19 protein-coding genes and 1 pseudogene are annotated in these 22,333 nt (G+C 74.9%); 13 read left to right on the top strand and 7 right to left on the bottom strand.

Annotation, left to right across the window (positions count from 1 at the left end; genetic code table 11):
• Positions 1-41: 41 nt before the first annotated feature.
• From AB0B83_RS09380 to AB0B83_RS09370, 3 genes and pseudogenes are all read left to right on the top strand, one after another.
• Positions 42-281 (top strand): annotated as a pseudogene (locus tag AB0B83_RS09380) (MoaD/ThiS family protein); the annotation flags it as partial.
• A 13-nt stretch (positions 282-294) separates the two neighbouring features.
• Positions 295-1,539, top strand: a complete 1,245-nt coding sequence (locus AB0B83_RS09375; RefSeq protein WP_357577742.1) for a metallophosphoesterase — start codon at positions 295-297, stop codon at positions 1,537-1,539.
• Positions 1,540-1,639: 100 nt separating this feature from the next.
• A complete protein-coding gene (locus AB0B83_RS09370; RefSeq protein WP_357577741.1) occupies positions 1,640-4,834 on the top strand; it encodes a UvrD-helicase domain-containing protein in 3,195 nt (1,064 codons plus the stop codon).
• Positions 4,835-4,999: 165 nt separating this feature from the next.
• Here AB0B83_RS09370 and AB0B83_RS09365 read toward each other — a convergent pair whose 3' ends face one another.
• Both AB0B83_RS09365 and AB0B83_RS09360 read right to left on the bottom strand, forming a co-directional pair.
• A complete protein-coding gene (locus tag AB0B83_RS09365) occupies positions 5,000-5,752 on the bottom strand; it encodes a prepilin peptidase (protein WP_357577740.1) in 753 nt (250 codons plus the stop codon).
• Between the two features lie 9 nt (positions 5,753-5,761).
• On the bottom strand, positions 5,762-6,790 hold the full coding sequence (locus AB0B83_RS09360; protein WP_357577739.1) for an EamA family transporter: 1,029 nt from the start codon (positions 6,788-6,790) through the stop codon (positions 5,762-5,764).
• A gap of 227 nt (positions 6,791-7,017) precedes the next feature.
• Here AB0B83_RS09360 and AB0B83_RS09355 point away from each other — a divergent pair, with 227 nt between their 5' ends.
• The 3 genes from AB0B83_RS09355 (at position 7,018) to AB0B83_RS09345 (ending at position 10,004) form a co-directional block, all read left to right on the top strand.
• Entirely contained in the window at positions 7,018-7,560 is a 543-nt protein-coding gene (locus AB0B83_RS09355; protein ID WP_357577787.1) for a hypothetical protein, read from the top strand.
• A gap of 611 nt (positions 7,561-8,171) precedes the next feature.
• Positions 8,172-8,621: a PT domain-containing protein gene (locus AB0B83_RS09350; RefSeq protein WP_357577786.1), complete on the top strand. Its 450-nt coding sequence runs from the start codon at positions 8,172-8,174 to the stop codon at positions 8,619-8,621.
• 141 nt (positions 8,622-8,762) lie between these two features.
• Entirely contained in the window at positions 8,763-10,004 is a 1,242-nt protein-coding gene (locus AB0B83_RS09345; RefSeq protein WP_357577738.1) for an ATP-binding protein, read from the top strand.
• A gap of 26 nt (positions 10,005-10,030) precedes the next feature.
• Here AB0B83_RS09345 and AB0B83_RS09340 read toward each other — a convergent pair whose 3' ends face one another.
• Positions 10,031-10,585, bottom strand: a complete 555-nt coding sequence (locus AB0B83_RS09340; RefSeq protein WP_311410102.1) for an N-acetyltransferase — start codon at positions 10,583-10,585, stop codon at positions 10,031-10,033.
• Positions 10,586-10,710: 125 nt separating this feature from the next.
• On the opposite strand from AB0B83_RS09340, the gene AB0B83_RS09335 reads away from it, so the two are divergent.
• Together AB0B83_RS09335 and AB0B83_RS09330 are read left to right on the top strand one after the other, a co-directional pair.
• Positions 10,711-11,256, top strand: a complete 546-nt coding sequence (locus tag AB0B83_RS09335) for a DoxX family protein (RefSeq protein ID WP_357577737.1) — start codon at positions 10,711-10,713, stop codon at positions 11,254-11,256.
• A 215-nt stretch (positions 11,257-11,471) separates the two neighbouring features.
• Positions 11,472-12,914, top strand: a complete 1,443-nt coding sequence (locus tag AB0B83_RS09330) for a glycosyltransferase 87 family protein (RefSeq protein ID WP_132235524.1) — start codon at positions 11,472-11,474, stop codon at positions 12,912-12,914.
• Between the two features lie 16 nt (positions 12,915-12,930).
• Here AB0B83_RS09330 and AB0B83_RS09325 read toward each other — a convergent pair whose 3' ends face one another.
• The 4 genes from AB0B83_RS09325 to moaC all read right to left on the bottom strand — a co-directional run bounded on the left by AB0B83_RS09325 (position 12,931) and on the right by moaC (position 15,677).
• Positions 12,931-13,380, bottom strand: coding sequence for a molybdenum cofactor biosynthesis protein MoaE (locus tag AB0B83_RS09325; protein ID WP_357577736.1), 450 nt, complete (start codon positions 13,378-13,380; stop codon positions 12,931-12,933).
• Positions 13,377-14,636 (bottom strand): molybdopterin molybdotransferase MoeA, encoded by a 1,260-nt coding sequence (locus tag AB0B83_RS09320; RefSeq protein ID WP_357577735.1) that lies wholly within the window; start codon positions 14,634-14,636, stop codon positions 13,377-13,379. Before AB0B83_RS09320 ends, AB0B83_RS09325 begins: the two co-directional genes overlap by 4 nt.
• Positions 14,637-14,718: 82 nt before the next feature.
• Entirely contained in the window at positions 14,719-15,189 is a 471-nt protein-coding gene (locus AB0B83_RS09315; protein WP_357577734.1) for a MogA/MoaB family molybdenum cofactor biosynthesis protein, read from the bottom strand.
• Positions 15,186-15,677 carry a cyclic pyranopterin monophosphate synthase MoaC gene (moaC, locus tag AB0B83_RS09310; protein WP_357577733.1) on the bottom strand — a complete coding sequence of 164 codons (492 nt, stop codon included), beginning with the start codon at positions 15,675-15,677 and terminating at the stop codon, positions 15,186-15,188. The genes AB0B83_RS09315 and moaC overlap by 4 nt, the downstream gene beginning before the upstream one ends.
• 963 nt (positions 15,678-16,640) lie before the next feature.
• On the opposite strand from moaC, the gene AB0B83_RS09305 reads away from it, so the two are divergent.
• The 5 genes from AB0B83_RS09305 to AB0B83_RS09285 all read left to right on the top strand — a co-directional run bounded on the left by AB0B83_RS09305 (position 16,641) and on the right by AB0B83_RS09285 (position 22,321).
• Entirely contained in the window at positions 16,641-19,067 is a 2,427-nt protein-coding gene (locus AB0B83_RS09305) for a bifunctional diguanylate cyclase/phosphodiesterase (RefSeq protein ID WP_357577785.1), read from the top strand.
• A 65-nt stretch (positions 19,068-19,132) separates the two neighbouring features.
• Complete coding sequence (locus AB0B83_RS09300) at positions 19,133-20,437, top strand: glycosyltransferase 87 family protein (protein WP_357577732.1); 1,305 nt, start codon at positions 19,133-19,135, stop codon at positions 20,435-20,437.
• Positions 20,438-20,446: 9 nt separating this feature from the next.
• A complete protein-coding gene (locus AB0B83_RS09295; protein WP_132235514.1) occupies positions 20,447-21,079 on the top strand; it encodes a phosphoribosyltransferase family protein in 633 nt (210 codons plus the stop codon).
• 22 nt (positions 21,080-21,101) lie between these two features.
• Positions 21,102-21,521: a zf-TFIIB domain-containing protein gene (locus AB0B83_RS09290; RefSeq protein ID WP_357577731.1), complete on the top strand. Its 420-nt coding sequence runs from the start codon at positions 21,102-21,104 to the stop codon at positions 21,519-21,521.
• Positions 21,522-21,640: 119 nt separating this feature from the next.
• A complete protein-coding gene (locus tag AB0B83_RS09285) occupies positions 21,641-22,321 on the top strand; it encodes a maleylpyruvate isomerase N-terminal domain-containing protein (protein ID WP_357577730.1) in 681 nt (226 codons plus the stop codon).
• The last annotated feature ends 12 nt before the right edge of the window (positions 22,322-22,333 follow it).

Raw genomic sequence — 22,333 nt, 5'->3', positions numbered from 1 at the left:
CGCTCCGCACCGGGCCGCCCGTCCAGGACGCCGGGGCGCCGGTTACCGTCCGCTACTTCGCCGGGGCGCGGGCGGCCGCCGGCCGGACCGAGGAGACCGCATCCGCCGGGCGGTCCCTGGACGAACTCGTCGTGGAGCTGACCGACCGGCACGGTGAGCGGCTCGCCGTCGTCCTGAAGGTGGCGAGTTTCCTGGTCGACGGCGTGACCTGTCATGATCGGCAGGCACCGCTACCGGCCGGGGCCACGATCGACGTCCTGCCGCCCTTCGCGGGCGGCTGAGGGAGGCGCACACATGCTGGCGGCACTGGCGTTCGTCGCCACCATCGCGCTCATCACCGGCCTGATCCACCTCTACCTGTGGAAGCGCCTGGTGCGGGACACCACCGCCCCGGGCCGATGGCGGCGGATCGGCGGGATCACCGCCCTGGTGCTCGCGTTGCTCGTACCGGCGACCATGGCCGGCACCCAGGCGGGCCTCTACTGGCTCGCGTGGCCGGGCTACCTCTGGCTCGCCGTCATGTTCTACCTGCTGGTCCTGCTCGTGGCGCTGGAAGTGCCGATGGCGGTGGCGAAGCTCGTGCTGCGTCGCCGGGTCGCCGCCGCGGAGCCCACCGCCGCCGCGCCCGAGCCCGCCATGGTGGGCGCGGCCGGGCCGGCGGACCCGCCGGCCGCCGACGCCGTCGCGCAGCCCGACCACGACCCTTCCCGCCGGTTGCTGCTCGCCCGCGGGACGGCGATCTTCGCCGGGCTCACCGCCACCGGCCTCACCGGGTACGGCATCCGCACCGCCCTCGGCCCGCCGCAGCTCGACCGGGTGCAGATCCCGCTGGCCAAGCTCCCCCGCAGCATGGACGGCCTGCGGATCGCCACCGTCTCCGACATCCACCTCGGTCCGCTGCGCGGACGGGCGCACACCGAGCGGATCGTCGCCGCCATCAACCGCCTGGACGCCGACATCGTCGCCGTCGTCGGCGACCTGGTCGACGGCTCGGTGGCCGAGCTGGGCGAGGCGGCCGAGCCGCTGCGCGGCCTGCGCTCCCGGCACGGCAGCTACTTCGTCACCGGCAACCACGAGTACTACTCAGGTGTCGAGGAGTGGGTGCAGGAGCTGGACCGGCTCGGCCTGCGGGTCATGCAGAACGAGCGGACGGAGATCCAGGCCCGGGGCGGCGTGCTCGACCTGGCCGGGGTGAACGACGTCACCGCCGCCGGCACCGGTCTGGCGGCCCCGGCGGACTACGCGGCGGCGCTCGGCGACCGCGACCCGAACCGCCCGGTGGTGCTGCTCGCCCACCAGCCGGTCGCGGCGACGGAGGCGGCGAAGTTCGGCGTCGACCTCCAGCTCTCCGGGCACACCCACGGCGGCCAGATGGTCCCCTTCAACCTGCTGGTGAAGCTCCAGCAGCCGGTGGTCTCCGGCCTGGGCGAGGTGGACGGCACCAAGGTCTACGTCACCAACGGCGCCGGCTTCTGGGGCCCGCCGGTCCGCGTCGGCGCCGAGCCGCAGATCACCCTGGTGGAGCTGCGCTCCCGCTGACCCATAGCGCGGGCGGCCGACGTTGTCCAGCACCGGATGCTCAGGTCACGGGTGTGCGTGGCGACGGGTGGGTAATGGCGCGGGCGTGACAGGATGCGGCGTGCCTCCGTTCAGTCCCGCACCCCCCGGCGGCGTCCCGCCGTTCGTCGCGGATCTGCACATCCACTCGAAGTACTCGCGCGCGTGCAGCCGCGACCTCACCCTGCCCAACCTCGGCTGGTGGGCGCGGCGCAAGGGCATCGGGGTGCTCGGCACCGGCGACTTCACCCACCCCGCCTGGTACGACCACCTCCGCGAGACGCTGCACCCGGCCGAGCCCGGCCTGCACCGGCTCAGCCCCGAGGCGGAGCGGGACATCGCCCGCCGGCTGCCGCCCCGGCTGGCGAGCGAGGCGGAGGCGGACCCGGTCCGGTTCATGCTCAGCGTGGAGATCTCCACGATCTACAAGCGGGACGACCGCACCCGCAAGGTGCACCACCTGATCTACCTGCCCGACCTGGACGCGGTGGCCCGGTTCAACGCGGCGCTCGGGCGGATCGGCAACCTCGGCTCGGACGGCCGGCCGATCCTCGGCCTGGACTCCCGGGACCTGCTGGAGATCACCCTGGAGGCCAGCGCCGACGGCTACCTGGTCCCGGCGCACATCTGGACGCCGTGGTTCTCCGCGCTGGGCTCCAAGTCGGGCTTCGACGCGATCGCCGACTGCTACGCCGACCTGGCCGAGCACATCTTCGCCGTGGAGACCGGCCTCTCCTCCGACCCCGACATGAACTGGCGCGTCGGCAGCCTGGACGGCTACCGGCTGGTGTCGAACTCCGACGCGCACTCGCCGCCGGCGCTGGCCCGGGAGGCGACCGTCTTCGCCACCGCCCGCGACTACTTCGGGATCCGGGACGCCCTGCGTACCGGTGACGGGCTCGCCGGCACCATCGAGTTCTTCCCCGAGGAGGGCAAGTACCACGCGGACGGGCACCGGCTCTGCGGGGTCAACTGGTCGCCCGAGGAGACCCGGGCCGCCGATGGCCGCTGCCCGGAGTGCGGCAAGCCGCTGACCGTGGGCGTACTCAGCCGGATCGAGGAGCTGGCCGACCGGCCGTCGGGGCACCGCCCCGCGCACGCCCCCGACGTCACCCACCTGGTGCCGCTGGCCGAGATCCTCGGCGAGATCAACAAGGTGGGCGCCCGGTCCAAGCGGGTCGAGGGGAGGCTCCACGAGCTGATCGCCGCCCTCGGCCCGGAGCTGGAGATCCTCACCAGCACGCCGCTCGACGAGATCGGCCGGGTCGGCGGGGAACTGCTCGCCGAGGGCATCGGCCGGCTGCGCCGGGGCGACGTCCGCCGGGTCCCCGGCTACGACGGCGAGTACGGCGTCATCACCCTCTTCGACCCGGCCGAGCTGGGCGGCAACGCCGGCGGGGCCCAGGAGACGCTCTTCGACGTACCCGTGCCGGCGCAGCGCACCCCCGCGGAGCCGGCGCCGAAGCCCCGGGCCAAGCGCCCGGCGACGGCCAAGCCCGAACCGAAGCGCAAGGCCGCGCCGGCCGCGCCCCCGCCCCCGATCGCGCCGACGCCCTCGCCGCACGAGCCGTTCGAGCCGATGCTCGCCGGCATGGAGGAGGTCGGCACCGGCCTGCTGGACCGCCTGGACGCCATGCAGCGGGTGGCCGCCTCCGCGCCGGGCGGGCCGCTGCTCATCGTCGCCGGGCCGGGCACCGGCAAGACCCGGACGCTGACCCACCGGATCGCCTACCTCTGCGCGGAGCTGAACGTCTTCCCGGAGCAGTGCCTGGCGATCACCTTCACCCGGCGGGCCGCCGAGGAGCTGCGGCACCGCCTCGACGGGCTGCTCGGGCCGGTCGCCGAGGACGTCACCGTCGGCACCTTCCACTCGCTGGGCCTGACGATCCTGCGGGAGAACGCCGACGCCGCCGGCCTGCCGACGGACTTCCGGATCGCCGACGACGCCCAGCGGGCGGAGGCCCGCGCCGAGGCCGGCGACGACGATGCCGGCTACGCGGCGCTGCTGCGCAAGCAGGACCTCGTCGACCTGGACGAGCTGCTGACCCTGCCGGTCGCGCTGCTGAGGGCCGACAAGAAGCTGGTACGGCACTACCGGGAGCGCTGGCGCTGGATCTTCGTCGACGAGTACCAGGACGTCGACGAGGTGCAGTACGAGCTGCTGCGCCTGCTCAGCCCCGCCGACGGCAACCTCTGCGCGATCGGCGACCCGGACCAGGCGATCTACTCCTTCCGGGGCGCCGACGTCGGCTACTTCCTGCGCTTCTCGCAGGACTTCACCGACGCCCGGCTGGTCCGGCTGAACCGCAACTACCGCTCCTCCGCGCCCATCCTGGCCGCCGCCGTGCAGGCCATCGCGCCGTCGTCGCTGGTCCCTGGCCGCCGGCTCGACCCGGCCCGGCTCGACCCGGAGGCCCCGCTGGTGGGTCGCTACCCGGCGGCGTCCGTCGCCGACGAGACCGACTTCGTCGTACGCACCATCGACGAGCTGGTCGGCGGCCTCTCCCACCGGTCGCTGGACTCGGGGCGGATCGACGGCCGGTCCACCTCGCTGTCGTTCTCCGACATCGCGGTGCTCTACCGCACCGACGCGCAGGCCGCACCGATCGTGGACGCCCTCGCCCGGGCGAACATCCCGGTGCAGAAGCGCTCACACGACCGGCTGCGGGACCGGCCCGGGGTGGCCGCCATCGCCCGCGAACTGCGCCACGCCGACGGGCTCGACGGCTCGCTGGCCGCCCGGGTCCGGCTGGCCGGTCAGGTGCTGGCGGAGCGCTTCGCGGTGCCCACGCTGGACGGTGCCGGCGCGGTACGCCCGGAGGACGTCCGCTCGGCCGTCGACCTGCTCACCCCGCTGGCCCGCCGCTGCGGCGACGACCTGCCGCTGTTCCTCTCCCAGCTCGCCACCGGCGCGGAGGTGGACGCGCTCGACCCGCGCGCCGAGGCGGTCACCCTGCTCACCCTGCACGCCGCCAAGGGGCTGGAGTTCCCGGTGGTCTTCCTGGTCGGCGCCGAGGACGGGCTGCTCCCGCTGCGCTGGCCCGGCAGCACCCCCGACGACGACGCGATCGCCGAGGAGCGGCGGCTCTTCTTCGTCGGGCTGACCCGGGCCCAGGACCGGCTGTACGTGACCCACGCCGCCCGCCGCACCCGGCACGGCACGGAACGCGACTGCGCCCCGTCGCCGTTCCTCGACGTCATCGACCCGGGCCTCTTCGAACGCTTCGGCGAGGCCGAGCCCCGCCGCCCCCGCGACCGCCAGCTCCGCCTGATCTGAGCCACCCGTCGGGCTTTGGGTCCTTCCGGCCGCGGGTGACCGCTCAGGGGGTCAGGGCGGCCCGGTGTGCCTGTCCGTGCGGGGCGCGTCGGGCCGTCAGGCACCGGCGCGCCGGGTGGCCCGGGGCGGCATCGCGCAGGTCGGGCAGATGTCGGTGCGGCGGGCTCAGGCGGCCAGGGCGGCCAGCCAGGCGCCGGTGAGCAGGGCCGGGCCCAGCGGAAGCGGGGTGTCGCGACGCACCCTGCCGGCCACCAGCAGGACGAGCACCAGCACACCGTGCAGCAGGTGCGGCAGGAGCAGCCCGAGCGCCAGGGACGACCCGCCGAGCCAGCCGAGCGGCAGGCCAAGGACGGCGGCGAGCTTCACGTCGCCGAAGCCCAGCCGGGAGCCCGGCAGCACCGCCAGCACCACGTGGCAGGCGAAGCAGAGCGCCGCCCCCGCCACCGCGCCGAGCAGACGCCCGGGGCTACCGGCCGCCGCCGCCACACCGGTCAGCCCGACGGCGGCGACCAGCGCGGCGGCACCGACCAGCGGGTCGGGCAGCCGCAGGCAGGCCAGGTCGACCAGGGCGAGCACCAGCCCGACGGCGGCCAGCACGAGGAGCACCGGCAGGACCGGATCCGCCCCCAGGGCCGCCGCGAGCCCGGCGAACGCGACAGCACCCGCCGCCGCACCCCACCCGGCGGACGGCACCGCCCCGGCGACGCGCACCGCGCCCGGCGTGGCCCCGACGACGCGCGGCGTGGGCCCGGCATCCCGCACCGCGTTCGGCGCGGTGCCGGCGACGCGCGGTGCGTTCGGGGCGGTGCCGGCGACGCGCGGTGCGAGCGGGGCGGTGAAGTGGCGGGCGGCCCGGGGTGCGGCGAGGCCGGCCAGGGCGCCGAGCAGCGCCACGCATGCCAGCAGCCCGGTCGACACGGGCGGACGCTACCGGCGCGACGGCTCCGGCGCGGCCCCCCGGACGGGACGTCGCGGTCTCTCGGTGCTCACCACGAGGGCCACCCCGGCGACGATGACCGCGCCGCCGAGCACCACCCGCGCGGTGACCGGCTCGGCGGCGAACAACGCGCCGAGCGCCACCGCGACCACCGGGTTGACGTAGGCGTACGTGGAGGCCAGCGAGATCGGGGCGTGGTGCAGCAGCCAGACGTACGCGGTGAAGGCGACAAGCGAGCCGGCCACCATCAGGTACGCGAGCGCGAGCCACGACCGCGTGGTCACCGCGCCCAGGTCGAAGCCGCGCAGCTCGCCCCGGCCCACCGAGAGGAGGGCCAGCGCCGCCGCCCCGGCGAACATCTCGTAGACGGTGGCGACGAACGGGTCGGCGGGCATCCGCATCCGCCCGGAGAGGAAGGAGCCGATCGACCAGCAGGTGGCCGCCGCGACCACGGTCAGCGCCCCGGTGAGCGGCACGGCGTCCGCCCCGCCGGTCGGCAGCACCAGCAGCACCAGGCCGACGAAGCCCAGCGTCACCCCCGCCAGCGTCCACGACCGGGGCCGGTCGCCGGTGACCGTACGCAGCAGCACCACCAGCAGCGGAACGGTCGCCACCAGCAGGGCGGCGACCCCGGACGGCACCGCCACCCCCACCGGGCCGGACTCGGCGAGCACCACCAGCCCGTTGCCGCAGGCCAGCAGGAGGACCCCGACCAGCGCGGCCGAGGCGAGCTGTCGCCGGTCCACCCGCAGCGCGCCCCGCCCCCGCAGCGCCCGCAGCACGATCGCCAGCACCAGACCGGCGGCGGCGAACCGGGCGGCCGCCGAGCCGAGCGGCGGCATGGACTCCACCACGATCTTGATGCCCAAATAGGTGGAGCCCCACAGGACGTAGACCAGCAGCAGCGCGGTCCAGAGCAGGGCCGGCGCGGCAGCAGCCGTACGACCCGCCCCGGCGGCCGGGCCGGGCGGGGTACCCGCGTCGACGGGCGGCTGCGCACTCGGTGGAGGTGGCCTCATCGGTGGACACGCTACGGTGACGTCGGCGTCGGCGTCCCTCGTTGGTGGCCGGCCTCTCACCACTCGCACGGGAGGCGTGCATGGCGAACTACGGACCACCGGGTCGCGGGGACCCGGACCCGTGGCACGGGCGGCACCCCGACGAGTCGTACGGTCCGTCGGCCGGGTCTGCGGGGCAGGAGCCCTGGGCGGACGCGTACGGCCCACCCCCGCCGGGGCACGGCCCGGTGCCGTACGCCGCCCGGAGCGACGGCACCGCCGTCCCCTCCCCGTACGCGGCAGGTCCCGCCCCGCCACCGCGACGGCGGCGCGGGCGGACGGCCCCGGTCGTCGCGGTGCTGGCCACGGTGACGTTGCTGGTGCTGGTCGGCGGGGCCGCGGTGCTCTACCTGCTCGACCAGGACGACAGGAAGCCCGTCGCCACGCCGAGCGGGCCCGCGCCCGCGGCCCGGACCGACCCGCCGGAATCCCCGGCGGGCGCGACAGCCGCCACGCCGAGCACACCCGCCCCCGAGTCCTCCACCGATCCGCGCTTCGTCAAGGCCGGCCAGTGCGTCCGCAACGACGGGCCGGCCGGCGGCAAGCCCAAGCTGCTGATCAGCGACTGCGCGCCGCAGACGTACGAGGTGCTGCGCCGGATCGACGGGGCGACCAGCGGCGAGAAGGACGCCGCGGCGAAGTGCGCCAAGGTCGACGGCTACACCAACTGGTACTTCTTCGACAGCGAGCTGGACACCCTCGACTTCGTGCTCTGCCTGAAGCAGCGCTGAGCCACCGCACCCCTGAGGAAGAGATGACGACCTACGGATCACCCGCACAGCCGGACGACCCCTACCAGCGCCCGCCCGGCACCCCGGGCGGCCCGCCCCCCATCGACCCGACCCTGCCGGAGTGGGGGCAGCCGCCGGCCGCCGCGCAGTGGGGCCAGCCGCCGGCCAGCAACGAACCGCAGTGGGGCCAGCCGCCGTACGGGGGTGAAGCGCCGGCCACCCCGCAGTGGGGCCAGCAGGACCCGGCGTGGAACCAGCCCGCGCAGCCGCCGGCGCCGGAACCGGGCTACCCCCCGCCGCCCTCCTCCGGGGCCGGGTACCCGCCGCCCACCTCGGGGGCGGGCTACCCGCCGCCGACCTCCGGGGCCGGATACCCGCCGCCCACGTCCGGGGCCGGATACCCGCCGCCCTCCTCCGGGGCCGGCTATCCGCCGCCGCCCGGGGTGCAGCCGCCGGCGGGCCAGGGGGGCTACCCGCAGGCGGGACCGTATCCGCCGGCCGGGCCGGCACCCACGCCCGGCAACCAGTGGGGCGCCCCGCCGCCGGGGCCCGGCGGGTACGCGATGCCGCCGGCCGCTCCGCCCGCGAACAAGAGCGGTGGCAAGGTCGCGCTGATCATCGGCCTGGTGGCGGTGCTCCTGCTCTGCCCGTGCCTCGGCCTCGCCGGCTGGGGATTCTGGCAGGCCGGCGACGACGACCCGGTCACGGCCCCGACGGTGAACGCCACCGCCGGCCCGACGGGCCAGCCGACGAGCAAGCCGACGGGCCAGCCGACGAGCGAGCCCACGGACGAGCCCAGCGTGGAGCCGACCACCGCCGCACCGAGCCCCAGCAGGAAGGTGTTCGCCAAGGGCGACTGCGTGGTCAACGACGGCACGGCCAGCAAGGCCGAGCTGCGTAAGGTGCCCTGCGGCCCCAACACGTACGAGGTGCTCCTGCGGATCCCGGGTACGGCGGACGGTGACCGGTGCAAGACCCGGGCCCCGGAGGCGACCGCGAACTACGTGCACGACAACTCGATCGACATCCTCGACTACGTGCTCTGCCTGAAGAAGCGCTGATTACCAAAACTAGGGCTGTCTAGCATGGACGCTAGACAGCCCTAGTTTTGTGTCGAGACCGATCCCGGTGACCCGACACGCCGGTTGCCCCATCTACGGATGTCTAGTCCCCCAGCTAGACGGCCCGATACTGTGCGATGCGTGGATCCGGTCCGCAACCCGTACGCCCCGGGCGCCGGTCAGCGTCCCCCCGAACTCGCCGGGCGGGGGCGCGAGCTGGACGTCTTCGACGTCGTGCTGGAGCGCATCGCCCGGGGCCGGCCGGAACGCAGCCTGATGCTCACCGGCCTGCGCGGGGTCGGCAAGACGGTGCTGCTCAACACCCTCCGCTCCCAGGCGATCAACCACCTCTGGGGCAGCGGCAAGATCGAGGCCCGACCGGACCAGTCGCTACGCCGCCCGATCGCCGCCGCGCTGCACATGGCCGTCCGGGAACTGGCGCCCCGGCACCGCGCGCCCGACCGGATCGACGCCTTCCTCGGCGTGCTCAAGGCGTTCGCCCAGCGGACCGCGCCGACCGGTCGCGGCACCGCCGCCCCGAAGCTGCGCGACCGGTGGCAACCGGGCATCGACGTGCCCGCCGCCAGCGGCCGCGCCGACTCCGGCGACATCGAGATCGACCTGGTCGAGCTGCTCACCGACGCCGCCGCGGTGGCCGCCGACGTCGGCACCGGCATCGCGATCTTCATCGACGAGATGCAGGACCTCGGCCCGGAGGACGTCTCCGCGCTCTGCGCCGCCTGCCACGAGCTGTCCCAGCTCGGCGCGCCACTGATCGTGGTCGGCGCCGGGCTGCCGCACCTGCCTGCCGTGCTCAGCGCGGCCAAGTCGTACTCGGAGCGGCTCTTCCGCTACCAGCGCATCGACCGGCTCGACCGGATCGCCGCCGACCAGGCGCTCTGCGCGCCGGCCGAGCGCGAGGAGGTCGAGTACGAGCAGAAGGCGCTCGACCTGCTCTACGAGAAGTCCGGCGGCTATCCCTACTTCGTCCAGGCGTACGGGAAGGCGACCTGGGACCACGCGCCCCGCTCGCCGATCACCGCCGCCGACGTACGGGTCGCCGCGCCCGAGGCCGAGGCCGAGCTGGCCGTGGGCTTCTTCGGCTCCCGCTTCGAACGGGCCACCCCGGCCGAACGCGAGTACATGCGGGCCATGGCCACGCTGTCCCTGGTGGAGGGCGAGGCGGACGGCGGGGGACGCGACGACATGGACGCCGCCGTGCCGACGGCGGAGATCGCCCGGGCCCTGGGGCGCAAGCCAGCCAGCCTCTCCCCGGCCCGGGACGCGCTGATCAAGAAGGGCCTCATCTACTCCGGTGAACGCGGCACGGTCGCCTTCACCGTCCCGCACTTCGGCCGCTACCTGCGTACCCAACCGGCCTGACCGGCCGCGACGAGCCGCGACGGGCGTCAGACCTTGGACCAGGGCGGCGGGAAGAGCACCTCGCCGCGCGGCGGCGGACCCTCGCCGCTCGTGGCCGGCGGCAGCACCAGCGCCTGCCAGGGGTCGCCGAGACCCGACCAGGGGCTGGTCAGGCCCATCCGGTCGGCCCGGCCGAAGCCGAATCGGTGGTAGTAGCCCGGGTCGCCGAGCACCACCACCAGCCGCTCGCCCAGCTCCGTGGCCGCCTCGATGGCGGCCTGCACCACCGCCGTGCCGAGCCCGATCCGCCGCCGGTGCGGCGCGACCGCCACGGGGCCGAGCGCCAGCGCCGGCGCGGTGTGGTCGTCGGACTTGACCCGGACCCGGGTGAGCAGGGCGTAGCCGACGACCTCGCCGCCGTACTCGGCGACCATCGCCAGCTCCGGCAGCCAGGCGTCGCTGTCCCGCAGCTCCGCGACCAGCCCCACCTCGGGCGGCGTGGTCACGTCGGGGCGGGCGAACGCGCCGGCCAGCACCCGCCGGACCGCGCCGGTGTCGGCCGGGTCCTCAGGTCGCAGCCGCAACGTCGTCACGCGGGGCACGTTACCCCTCACGGGCCGTCCATCAGCGACGGTCGCTCGAATCGGCGTGGCGCGAGGTGCACGTCCACCGATCCGGATCGGCGGTTGCGGGGGTAGCCGGGCCGGCGACGGGGTATGACTGACCCATGAAACCCGTACGTTCCCTCGCCCGCGCCATGCTGAGCGGCATCTTCGTGGTCAGCGGGTTCACCAACCTCCGGAACCCCGGGCGGCTGGTCCCGGCCGCGAAGCCCGTGACGGACCGGGTGACTCCGCTGCTGGAGAAGACCGACCCCCGCATCCCCACCGACACCGAGACGCTGATTCGCGTCAACTCGGCGGTGCAGGTCGGCGCCGGGCTGATGCTCGCCACCGGACGGTTCGCCCGGCCGGCGGCCCTGGTCCTGGCCGGCACGCTGGTCCCGGTGACGCTCGCCGGGCATCCCTTCTGGAACAACGACGACCCGGCGGCGCGGCGCAACAACCAGATCCACTTCCTGAAGAACCTCGGCCTCTTCGGCGGGCTGCTGCTCGCCGCCGCCGACACCGGCGGCAAGCCGGGGCTGCGGTGGCGGACGGGCCACCGGATCGGCCACTCCCGACGTTCCGTGCAGCGAGCCGTCCGTACCGCCCGCAGGGAGGCCCGAATCGCCGTACGATCGGCAGCGACGGCCCGTCGACTGCCTGGCTGACCTGCGTCGATACCTCCCCCCGCCCGGGCCTTCACGTGTCAACGCCGCGAATCACCTGAACCACCCGACAGGCGTTAACGCGGTGGAAATGTCAAAAACATGTGTGGGATCGGACACGGTCGCATAACGCGGGAGGCATTAACGTGAGGCGCCGTTCTAGGCTCCGTGCAGGACCTGGACGGGTAGGACGACCTTGGTACGGGGGTGGCCACGCCATGCCGGCGACCGTCGGAAGACGGGTGGACCGCCTCGCCCCAGTCCGTCGCGTAACGCGTGGGATCGATCGTAGGACAGTCGTACGGGCTGGCATCGTGGCCGCCGTCGCCTATGCCGCATGGCTCGCCATCGGTGCTTTCGGGCGGCCGTACAACTTCTTCGACATGAAGATCTACCACGGCGCGGTGGTGTGGTGGGCGAGCGGTCACGAGCTCTACGAGTTCATCGCACCCGGCACCACCCTCGGCTTCACCTACCCGCCGTTCGGCGGCCTGGTGATGCTGCCGATGGCGCACCTGCCGGTCGAGCTGGCCGGGATGGTCAACGCGCTCGCCAGCATCGCCGCCCTGGCCGTCGTGCTGGCCGGGCTGCTCCGCCCCATCGTCGACCGGCTCGGCTGGCCGCTCTGGTTCACCGTGGGGATCGCGACGCCGCTGGCGGTCGCCATCGAGCCGGCCCGGGAGACCCTCGGCTACGGCCAGGTGAACCTGCTCCTCTTCGCACTGATCATGGCCGACCTGATCGGCCTGCGCTGGCGGGCCCGCCGGGGCACCCACATCCCCCCGACCGACGGCCCGCTGCTGCGCTTCGTCTACAGCGGGGCGTGGGCCGGCGTGGGCATCGGCCTGGCCACCGCCGTCAAGCTGACCCCGGCGCTGTTCATCGCCTACCTGATGATCACGCGGCAGTGGCGTGCCGCGACCACCGCGATCGGCACGGTGATCGCGGTGACCGTCGGTTCCTTCGCGGTCGTCGGCACCGAGTCGCGGGCCTACTTCGGCGGCGTGCTCTGGCAGACCGAGCGCGTCGGGGCCGCCGACATGACGCCCAACCAGTCGCTGGCGGGGCTGCTGGCCCGGCTGTACGACTCGATCGAGACGCCCGGCCTGCTCTGGCTGGCGTTCTCGGTGCTGATGCTGGCGGTCGGCCTCTCCCGCGCTGTCAACGCCCGCGCCGACGGCGACGAGCTGACCGCGTTCACGCTGGTCGGCCTCACCGCCAACGTGATCAGCCCGATCTCCTGGACGCACCACCTGGTCTGGGTGATCCCGGCGATCATCGTGCTGGCCGACGCGGCCGTACGCCGTCGCGAGGCCAGCCGCGGGTTGGCGCAGCGGGCCGGCCAGGGAGGGTACGGCGGGCCGCCGGGGGTGACGGGGCTGCGCCCGCCGATCTGGTACCCGACGCTGACCGGGCTCCGGCACGGCGTCGCCGCCGTCGGGCTCTACCTGCTCTTCCTGGTCTCCCCGATCTGGCCGTACGAGCACCAGCTCCCCGAGGTGTCGCACTACCAGGACGGCCTCTTCGGCGCCCTGATGGAGAACTCGCTGGCGCTGGCCCTGATCCTGCTGGTCGCCGCCCTGCCGTGGCGCCCCGGCGCCGAGCCGGCCTTCTACGCCGACCGGTTCGGCCGGCAGGCCGCGCCGAGCCTGCGCCGCTGACCGGGTGGGCCGCCCCTCAGGGGCAGTTCACCCACTCCTCGGTGCCGTCGGCGAAGACCTGCCGCTTCCAGATCGGCAGCCGCGCCTTGACCTCGTCGACCAGTCGGGCGCAGGCCGCGAACGCGGCGGCCCGGTGGGCGGTGCTGACGGCCGCCACCAGGGCCGCGTCGCCGATGGCGAGCGGGCCGACCCGGTGCGACACCGCGACCGCGTACACGTCCGGGTCGGCGGCTATCTCGGCCGCGACCTCGCGCAGGATCCGCCCGGCGCTCGGGTGGCCCTCGTACTCCAGGCTGGTCACCGCCCGGCCGTGGTCGTGGTCGCGGACCACCCCCTGGAACGAGACGACCGCGCCGGCCCGGCGGTCGGCGACCGCCGCCTCGTGCGCGGCGAGGTCGAGCGGCCGGTCGGTGACCTCGCCGAACGTCGTGGACCGGCCCGACGCGTCGGCCGTCGGCGTGGTCACCACGCACGCTCCCCGGGCAGCAGCGGCAGCGGTACGACCGGCACCCGGTCCCCCGGCTCGCCGGAGGTGCCGGGGCGGATGACGGCGAACCCGTCGGCGCCCGCCAGCCCGCGCAGCATCGCCGAGCCGACGTGCCGGACCGGGTGGGCGGTGCCGGCGGTCCGGTCCAACCGGACCAGTGCCAGGTGGGTGTACCCGCCCCGGCCGCGCACCGGCTCGGCGAGCGTGGCGTGCGGCAGCACCGGCATCGGGCGGCCCGCCAGGCCGGCCAGCAGCGGGGCGACAAGCGAGACCAGGGCGACGATGGCGGACTGCGGGTTGCCGGGCAGCCCGGCGACGAACCGGACCCGGCCGTCGGCGTCGACCAGCCGCGCCAGCAGCATCGGGAAACCGGGCCGCACCGCCACCGTGTTGACCACGTAGTCGGCGCCGAGCGCCTCCAGCGTGGGATGCAGGTGGTCGACCGGCCCGTGCATCGTGCCGCCGGTGGTGCACACGAGGTCGGCGGTGCTCAGCGCCGCGCGCAGGGCGGCCACGTGCGCGGGGAGCGTGTCCGCCACCGGTCCGACCACGTCCGACGGGCGGACCAGGCAGCCGTACCGGCGCAGCCAGGCCGGCACCGCCGGCCCGAGCGCGTCGCGCACCCGTCCGGCGCCGGGCGGGCCGGCGGTCAGCAGCTCGTCACCGAAGACCAGCAGCGCGGCGCGGGGCTGCCGCCGCACCAGCAGGCTGTCGTGCCCGCAGGAGGCGGCCAGGCCGATCAGCGCCGGGTCGACCGGCGTGCCGGCGGGGACCAGTTCCTCCCCGGCGTACGCCTCCTCGCCCGGCTCGCGCCACTCCGGCGCCGGCCGCGGCGTGCCGTCGACGAGGCCCTCCGGCGTACGACGGGACTCCTCCACCCGCAGCACGGATGTGGTGCCCTCCGGCACCATCGCGCCGGTGGCGATCTCGACGGTCGTCCCGTCGTCGGTCAGCGGGGCGGGGGTGCCGCCCGCCAACACCCGCCCGACCGGCCGCCACGGCCCGGTGCCGCGCACGGCCCAGCCGTCGACGCTGGAGGTGGGGAAGGCGGGCAGGTCCGTACGGGTGGCCAGCGGCTCGGCGAGGGTGTGCCCGTCGATCTCGGCGAGCGGCCGGCTGACGGCGGGGAGCGCGGCGGCCAGGCCGACCGCGTACACCCGGGAGCGGGCCTCCTCCCAGCCGGCGGGCGGGGGCGCGGTGGCCGGCTCGGCGGCCGGGGCGGTTTCCGTGCTCACCGGCCGAGCCTAACGGTGCGGCATGCCGGCCGCGCCGTCAGCGGCGCCGCGCCCACCGGTTGGTCGCGGCCCTCCCGCGTCGTCAGTGGTCGCCGCCGCGGAGCTGGTCGACGGCGTGGCGGAGGATCGGCCCGAGCACGGCGAGGCCGTCCCTGGCCCCGCCGGTCGACCCGGGCAGGTTGACCACCAGCATCCGGCCGACGACGCCGGCGAGCCCCCGGGAGAGCGCGGCGGCGGGGACCTTGTCGCGGCTGTGCGCCCGGATCGCCTCGGCGATGCCGGGGACCTCGTGATCGAGCAGCGCCCGGGTCACCTCGGGGGTGCGGTCGGAGGGGTTGATCCCCGTACCGCCGCTGGTCAGCACCACGTCGATCCCGTCGGCCAGGGCGGCACGCAGCGCCTCACCCACGGGCTCGCCGTCGGGCACCACCACCGGCCCGTCCACCTCGCAGCCGAGGTCGCGCAGGCCCGCGACGAGCAGGGGGCCGCTGGTGTCCGCGTACACCCCCGCCGCGGCGCGGTTGGACGCCACGACCACCCGGGCCCGGATCACGGCCGCTCCTGCGGGCGGACCCACAGGCCGGTCTTGCCGCCCTCCTTGCGCAGCACCCGGACCGCGTCGACGCTGGCCGCCGGGTCGACCGCCTTGACCATGTCGACGAGCGCCAGCCCGGCGACGGCCACCGCGGTCAGCGCCTCCATCTCCACGCCGGTGCGGTCCGCCGTCCGCGCGGTGGCGGTGATCTCGACGGTGTCGTCGGTGAGCGTCAGGTCGACCGTGACGCCGTGCAGGGCGATGGGATGGCAGAGCGGGATCAGGTCGGGGGTGCGCTTCGCGCCCATGATGCCGGCGAGGCGGCCGACCGCCAACGCGTCGCCCTTGGGCAGCCCGTCGCGGCGCAGCAGCTCGACGACCTCGGGCGTGGTGCGGAGCCGGCCGGCGGCGACGGCCAGGCGGCCGGTGACCGCCTTCGCGGAGACGTCGACCATGCGGGCCGCGCCCGCCGGATCGACGTGGGTGAGCTGCGCGGGTTCGGTCACGCTCGCGAGCCTATCTTTCCGGTACGGGTGCACGGGGGTCACCGGCGCGGGCACGCCGGGCGACGACGGGCCCGCACCGGCTGAACCGACGTCCCTTTCGATCGCGCGACGGCCGCGACTCCTCGCGAGTGGGCACCACCCCTGTCGCGAATTCGGAACGCGTTTCCGGCCCGTTGTCCCGCGGCCGTTTCCCTCCCACTTCATGGACCGGACCGATAGCTCGCCCTTCCCGGTGGACGGTGGCTCGGGATGACGTCCCGTAACGACGGGACGTCATTGACTCCGCAACGCCACGGAAGCGATCATCACCATCGGGAGAATCTCCGGGCGCATCGATCGGGGCGGCAACGGGCAACGTACGGAGTGCATCTTGCTCCGGTCGTTCCGTGACCTCGTCGGGGCGGCGGCAGGCGGTGAGCGCTGACGGAACCACCCGGGCGGACGGGCGTACCGGCACGGAAGCGGTGGTCTAGACCACGCGATGTGCCCAGGGCACGCGCCACGACCCGGTGTCACGTCGTCGGCCGCTGCAAACTGCACCGTCGTGTCCGATGCGCCGACGCCGCCACCGGTTCATTATCTAGCGTTAACCGGAAGTCGATAGACACACAGCACTGAGTTCCCGGCCAGAAGCAGAAAGTCACGCCGCAGGGCACGGTTCTCATCCATTGCCCATAGTCACATATATCCCTCCATAATTGGCCGAACCGCACTTAGGCTGTCGGCGTCGCGGAACACAGCCGCGCAAGGGCCAACGCGAAACCGGGGAGGGATAGCGATGTCGGCACACGAGTGGAACTGAGGATTGTGGCTGGCGCGTGACCGCGGGTAATCTTGGCGTGCTTTGCAGTCGGAAGCAGTCGGGATGCCGTGACACGACCGAACGTGGGCAAGACAGAGGCCGAGCGGCGGCTCACGCTGCACGTCGGCCTCGTCTGCGTTGTGGCCGCCATCGCGGCCGCCCTGTGTCTCCGCGAGCTGACCCGGCTGGACTGGTCACGCAACCACCTGACGCTCTCGCTCACTCTGGTCTGCCTGGCCCTCCTCGCCATGACGATCAAGTGGCGGATCCGGATCCGCGCGACGGTCCACGCGATCTCCTGGAGTGAGACGGCGATCATCCTGAGCCTGGCGGTCGCGCCAACTCCGCTGGTGATCCTGACCACCGGCATCGGGGTGGCGATAGCCCAGTACCTCGCCAAGCTCCCGCCCCTGAAGGCCGCCTTCGGAGTGGCCAAGACCATGCTGCTGGCGGTGGGCGGCGGAGCAGCCCTCCACGCGACCGGAGGATCACCACCGATCACCGACCTGTGGCCGGCCCTCGGCCCGATCGGGGTCGCCTACGCCGTCACGGTCGTCCTCGACGAAGTGCTGACCCTCCCGGTCATCGCACTCGCCACCGGCACCCGGCTCAGGCAACTCTTCCGCGAGGGCCTCGGGCTGCGCCTGACGAGCGCGCTGGCGCGCTTCGTCCTCATCGTCACCACGCTGTTCATCCTCCACGGGGACCCCCGGCTCCTGCTGGCGGTGCCGCCCCTCGTACTCAGCCTCCACCTGCTCTACTCCAACCAGGTCAAGGCCCGCACCGAGCAGCAGGCGTGGCAGCGGCTGGCCCGCACCACCGACGCGCTCAACGTGGTCGACCTGGACAAGGTCCTCACCACGGCGGTCACCCAGGCCGCCGAGCTCTTCTCCGCCGACGAGGTGGAGATCGAGCTGCGCGACGGCGGCCGGACAGTACGCGGCGGTGCCGTCGCCATCACGTACGACGGGCCGGCCGGCGAGCCGACCGCCGTGGACGGCACCGTGGTCCCCGCCGCCCTGGAGGGGCACGACCGGACGGTCGACGTGGGCGTACTGCGGCTGCGGTTCCGGGGGCCCGTGCAGCTCTCCGAGCGGGAGCAGTACACGCTGCGCACCTTCGCCTCGGCGCTCTGCACGGCCGTGCGCAACGCGCAGGCGTACGCCGAACTGGCCCGGGTCGCCGACGAGCACGCGTACGCCGCCACCCACGACGCGCTGACCGGGCTGGCCAACCGCCGACACCTGCTCGACCAGGGCACCGAACAGCTCGACACCCGGCACGCCGACGGGGTGACCGCGCTGGTGCTTATCGACCTCAACCACTTCAAGGAGGTCAACGACACCCTCGGGCACGCCGCCGGGGACCACGTCCTGGTGCAGGTCGCCGAGCGGCTGCGCGACGCCGCCCAGGAGGGGGACCTGGTGGCCCGGCTCGGCGGCGACGAGTTCGCCGTACTCCTGCGGGGTCTGCCGGCCCCGGCGGTGGCCGCGCACCGCGCGGAGACCCTGCTCGCCACGCTGCACGAGCCGTTCGACCTCGACGGCATGCGGATCAGCGTCGAGGCGAGCGGCGGGATCGCCGCCGCACCCGCCACCGGCGGCATGCCGGAGCTGCTGCGCCGCGCGGACGTGGCCATGTACCAGGCCAAACGGGCCGGCCAGCGGACCTCGACGTACGCACCGACCCGCGACACCGCCGACCTCGGCCGGCTCACCCTCGGCGGCGAACTGCCGCGCGCCGTCGCCGACCACGAGTTCACCGTCAACTTCCAGCCCATCGTCGACCTGGGCACCGGCCGGGTCACCGGCGCGGAGGCCCTCGCCCGCTGGCACCACCCCACCCACGGGATGATCGACCCGCTGCGCTTCCTGGAGGCGGTGGAACGCTCGGGCCTGCTCCCCGCCTTCGCCGAGGCGATCCTCGACCAGGCACTACTCGCGGCGGGCAGCTGGCGGGACGCCGGCTTCGACGTGCCCGTGGCGGTCAACGTGTCGCCGCGCAGCCTCCTCGACGCCCGCTTCCCCGGCTCCGTGCTGGCCCGGCTGCGGGCCCACGACCTGCCCCCCGACCGGCTGGTGCTGGAGCTGACCGAGACGCTCACCCTCAGCCAGCTCGACGTGGTCGACCGGGTGCTCAGCCGGCTGCGCGACGAGGGGGTCCGGCTGGCGCTCGACGACTTCGGCACCGGCTACTCCTCCCTGTCGCTGCTCTCCCGCATCCCCGTGCACGAGCTGAAGATCGACCGCAGCTTCGTGACCGCCATGGAGACCTCCGCCGAGGCCGCCGCCGTCATCCGCTCCACCCTCGACCTGGGCCGCAGCCTCGGGCTCGACGTGGTGGCCGAGGGCGTGGAGAGCGAGCCGCAGCGCCGGGCCCTCTGGGAGCTGGGCTGCACCGCCGGCCAGGGGCACCTCTTCGCCCGGCCGGTGCCCGCCGGCACGCTCCTCGCGGCGTTCCGGCGCGGCTCCGGGGGCAGCCCCGGCACCCTCGCCCCTCCGCTGCACGACGCCGGAGCCGTGATCCGGCTCGCCCCGGGCCGCCGGCCGGGCGGGCGCGGCCGCACCGACCGCCACCTGCCCGCCTGACGCGGCGGCAGGCGCCAACTGCCCACCTGACGCGGCGAGGCGCACCTGCTGCCAGACTGGCCCGCGTGACCGCCGCCCCGACCGCCCGCCGCCGTGGCTGGCAGCGCCTCGACTCCGCCGCCGGCGGCCTCGCCCTCGACCTCGGCCTGTACGCCGGGTCGGCGGCGTTCGCCGCGATCACCGCCGCCACGTCCACCCTGCTCCCGCACCGGGCCTGGGGCGCCGTCGCCGCCGTCGGATACCTCCTCGCGGCCATCGCCGCGACCGGCCAGCTCCTGCTGCGGCGGCGCGACCCCGCAGCGCCGGCGGCCGGGCTGCGGGCCCGTTGGGCGGTCACCGGGTTCGCCTGGTTCGCCACCGCCCTGCTGCCGCTGGCCTGGCAGAGCATCCAACGGGCCGGCGGACGCACCGACCGGGCGCAGGAGGAGGTGCTGGTCGTCGAGGAGTCCGGCCGGCGGCTCGTCGACACCGGCACGCCGTACCTCGGGCACGACGCGATCGCCGCCCTGCCACCCGGCGAACAACTGCTCGGCTACACCCCCTACCAGCCGGGAATGGCACTGTTCGGGCTGCCCCGGGCGGCCGTCGACGCCTGGTGGACCGACGCCCGCGTCTGGTTCGCCGTCGGGACCGCGCTGGCGCTCGCCCTGGCCGTCCGCGCCCTCACCCGCGGCGCACGCCGGACCGCAGACGACCACACCGGCGCCGCCCTGCTCCGGGGCGTACAGGCCGCCACCGTCCTCCCCGTCTGCGCGCTCACCCTCGCCACCGGCGGCGACGACCTGCCCGTACTCGCCCTCTGCCTGCTCGCCCTCGCCCTCGCCGCCGCCGGACGGCCGGGCCGGGCCGGTCTCGCGGTCGGCCTGGCCGGGGCGCTGAAGCTCTTCGCCTGGCCGGTCGCCCTCGTGCTGATCATCTGGGGCCTGACCCGGCGGGCCGGCCTGCGGGTCGCCGCGGGCGCGATCGGCGTGCCCGCCGCCGCGCTGCTGCCGGCCCTGCTCGTCGACCGCGACGCGCTTGTCGAGAACGTGCTCCGCTTCCCGCTCGGGCACGGCCTGGTGACCAGCCCCGCCCAGTCGCCGTTCCCCGGCCACCTGATCGCCACCGCGCTGCCCGCCGGCCGCGCCGTCGCCGTCGCCCTCCTGCTCGCCGCCGGCCTGGCCATCGCCGTCCGGCTCGCCCGCCGCCCGCCCCGCACCGCCGTCACGACCGCCCTGATCTGCGGGTACGGCCTGCTCGCCGCGATCCTGCTGATGCCCACGACCCGCTTCGGCTACCTGCTCTACCCGCTCGCCCTCCTCGCGTGGGCCCCCGCCCTGCACCCCCCGGTTTCCGCGAACCGGCGGGCGGAGGCCGGCGACACGGCGTAGACCTGAGGCATGACCACCTACCGCGACCGCGAAGAGGCCGGCCGGACGCTCGCCGAACGGCTCACCGCACTCATCGGCGCACCGGACGTCATCGTCCTCGGGCTGGTACGCGGCGGCGTGCCCGTGGCCCGGGTGGTCGCCGAGCGGCTCGGCGCACCCCTCGACGTGCTGGTCGTCCGGAAACTCGGCATGCCGTGGGCGCCCGAGGTGGCCTTCGGCGCGCTCGGCCCCGGCGGCGTGCGCGTCCTCAACGACGTCGTCGCCAGTCGGCTCACGGAGGACGACGTCGCCGAGGTCGTCCGCCGCGAGGAGGCCGAGCTCGAACGGCGGGAACGGCTCTACCGCGCCGGTCGACCGCCGCTCGACCTGACCGGGCGCACCGCCGTGATCGTCGACGACGGCCTGGCCACCGGGGCCACCGCCCGCGCCGCCGTCCAGGTCGCCCGCCACCTCGGCGCCCGCCGGGTCGTGGTGGCCGTCCCGGTCGGCTCCCAGGAGGCCTACGAGATGCTGGCCGCCGAGTCCGACCAGGTCGTCTGCGCCCAGCACCCGCCGGAGTTCATGGCGGTGAGCACCTACTACGAGGACTTCCACGAGGTCGCCGACTCCGAAGTCACGGAAGCGCTGACAGCGACTGCGTGACCGGACCGGGTACGGTCGGAGGATGAGCCTGACCTGTCCCAAGTGTCACGGAGAAATGCGCCAGTACGAGCGCAGCGGCGTCACCATCGACCAGTGCGGCGAATGCCGGGGGATCTTCCTCGATCGCGGTGAGCTGGAGAAGCTGTTCGAGGCGGAGGCCAACTGGAGTCGCCAGCAGGGCGCGGCGGCCCCGGCGCAGCCCGCCCACCAGCAGGGCGGCTACCCCGGCCAGCCGAGCCACCAGCAGGGCGGTTACCCGCCTCCGCCGCCCCCGCCGCCCGCTCCCGCCCCGCACCAGCCGGGCTACGGCGCCGTCCCGCCGCCGCCCCCGCCGGTGCACGGCTACCCGCCGGCCCCCGCCTACGGCCAGCAGCACCACGGCTACCACGGCCACTACAAGCGCAAGAAGCACAAGAGCTTCCTGGACGAGATGTTCGGCTGAGCCACTCCGTCGACCGGGCCGGTGCCTCGACCGGCCCGGTCACCCGTCGTTCGGTTCCACGCCCCGCGCCACCGCCGTTCGCCGTGCCGAGCGGCGGCGGCCGTGCGACGCTGCGCTCCATGACGCACCGCGGACGACACCTCGCGCTGGCGCAGGCGTACGACGGGATCACCCGCGTCGTCGCCGACCTCGACGACGCGGACCTGCAACGGCCCACCCGGTGCCGGGGCTGGCTCGTCGCGGACCTGCTGTTCCACGTGCTCTGCGACGCCCAGCGAGCGCTGGTCGCGCTGGCCAGCCCCGCCGAGGGCCCGGCCGACGTGGACGACGTGACCTACTGGCGCGCGTTCCCGTCCGAGGGGGACGGCGACGGCGCGCGGCACGCCTGGTGGGCCCGCCGCTCCGCAGCCGCCTTCGACCGCCCCGGCGGGATCGTCCGGCTCTGGGCCGACACCGCACCCGCCGCCGTACGCGCCGCGGGCGCGGCCGACCCCGACGGCCACGTGACCACCCAGGGGCACGTGCTGCGGGTGCCGGACCTGCTCGCCACGCTGACCACCGAGGCCGTCGTGCACCACCTGGACCTGGTCCTCGACCTGCCCGACGCGCCCCTGCCCGGGGTGCTGGCCACGCGGGTCGCCGTGACCACCATGGACGGCCTGCTCAGCGACGACGCCGTCCGGCCGGCCGCGTGGAGCGACGCCGAGTTTCTGCTCAAGGCCACCGGCCGACTGCCGCTCACCGACCGCGACCAGCTCGAACTCGGCGAGGTCGCCGGCTGGTTCCCCCTGCTGGGCTGACCGGCGCGGCCG

Origin of the sequence: Micromonospora sp. NPDC049060 (assembly GCF_040649055.1) — a bacterium.
Classification (GTDB): Bacteria; Actinomycetota; Actinomycetes; order Mycobacteriales; family Micromonosporaceae; genus Micromonospora; species Micromonospora reichwaldensis.
Note: the sequence above shows the minus strand (reverse complement) of the source record. Positions and strands in the feature narration are given on the sequence as shown.

Bases quoted from the DNA above. Each gene is read 5' to 3' on its own strand.
- AB0B83_RS09295 (WP_132235514.1), top strand. From the start codon at position 20,447: ATGACCACCTACCGCGACCGCGAAGAGGCCGGCCGGACGCTCGCCGAA.
- AB0B83_RS09285 (WP_357577730.1), top strand. From the start codon at position 21,641: ATGACGCACCGCGGACGACACCTCGCGCTGGCGCAGGCGTACGACGGG.
- AB0B83_RS09335 (WP_357577737.1), top strand. From the start codon at position 10,711: ATGAAACCCGTACGTTCCCTCGCCCGCGCCATGCTGAGCGGCATCTTC.
- AB0B83_RS09330 (WP_132235524.1), top strand. From the start codon at position 11,472: ATGCCGGCGACCGTCGGAAGACGGGTGGACCGCCTCGCCCCAGTCCGT.
- AB0B83_RS09375 (WP_357577742.1), top strand. From the start codon at position 295: ATGCTGGCGGCACTGGCGTTCGTCGCCACCATCGCGCTCATCACCGGC.
- AB0B83_RS09290 (WP_357577731.1), top strand. From the start codon at position 21,102: ATGAGCCTGACCTGTCCCAAGTGTCACGGAGAAATGCGCCAGTACGAG.
- AB0B83_RS09360 (WP_357577739.1), bottom strand. From the start codon at position 6,790: ATGAGGCCACCTCCACCGAGTGCGCAGCCGCCCGTCGACGCGGGTACC.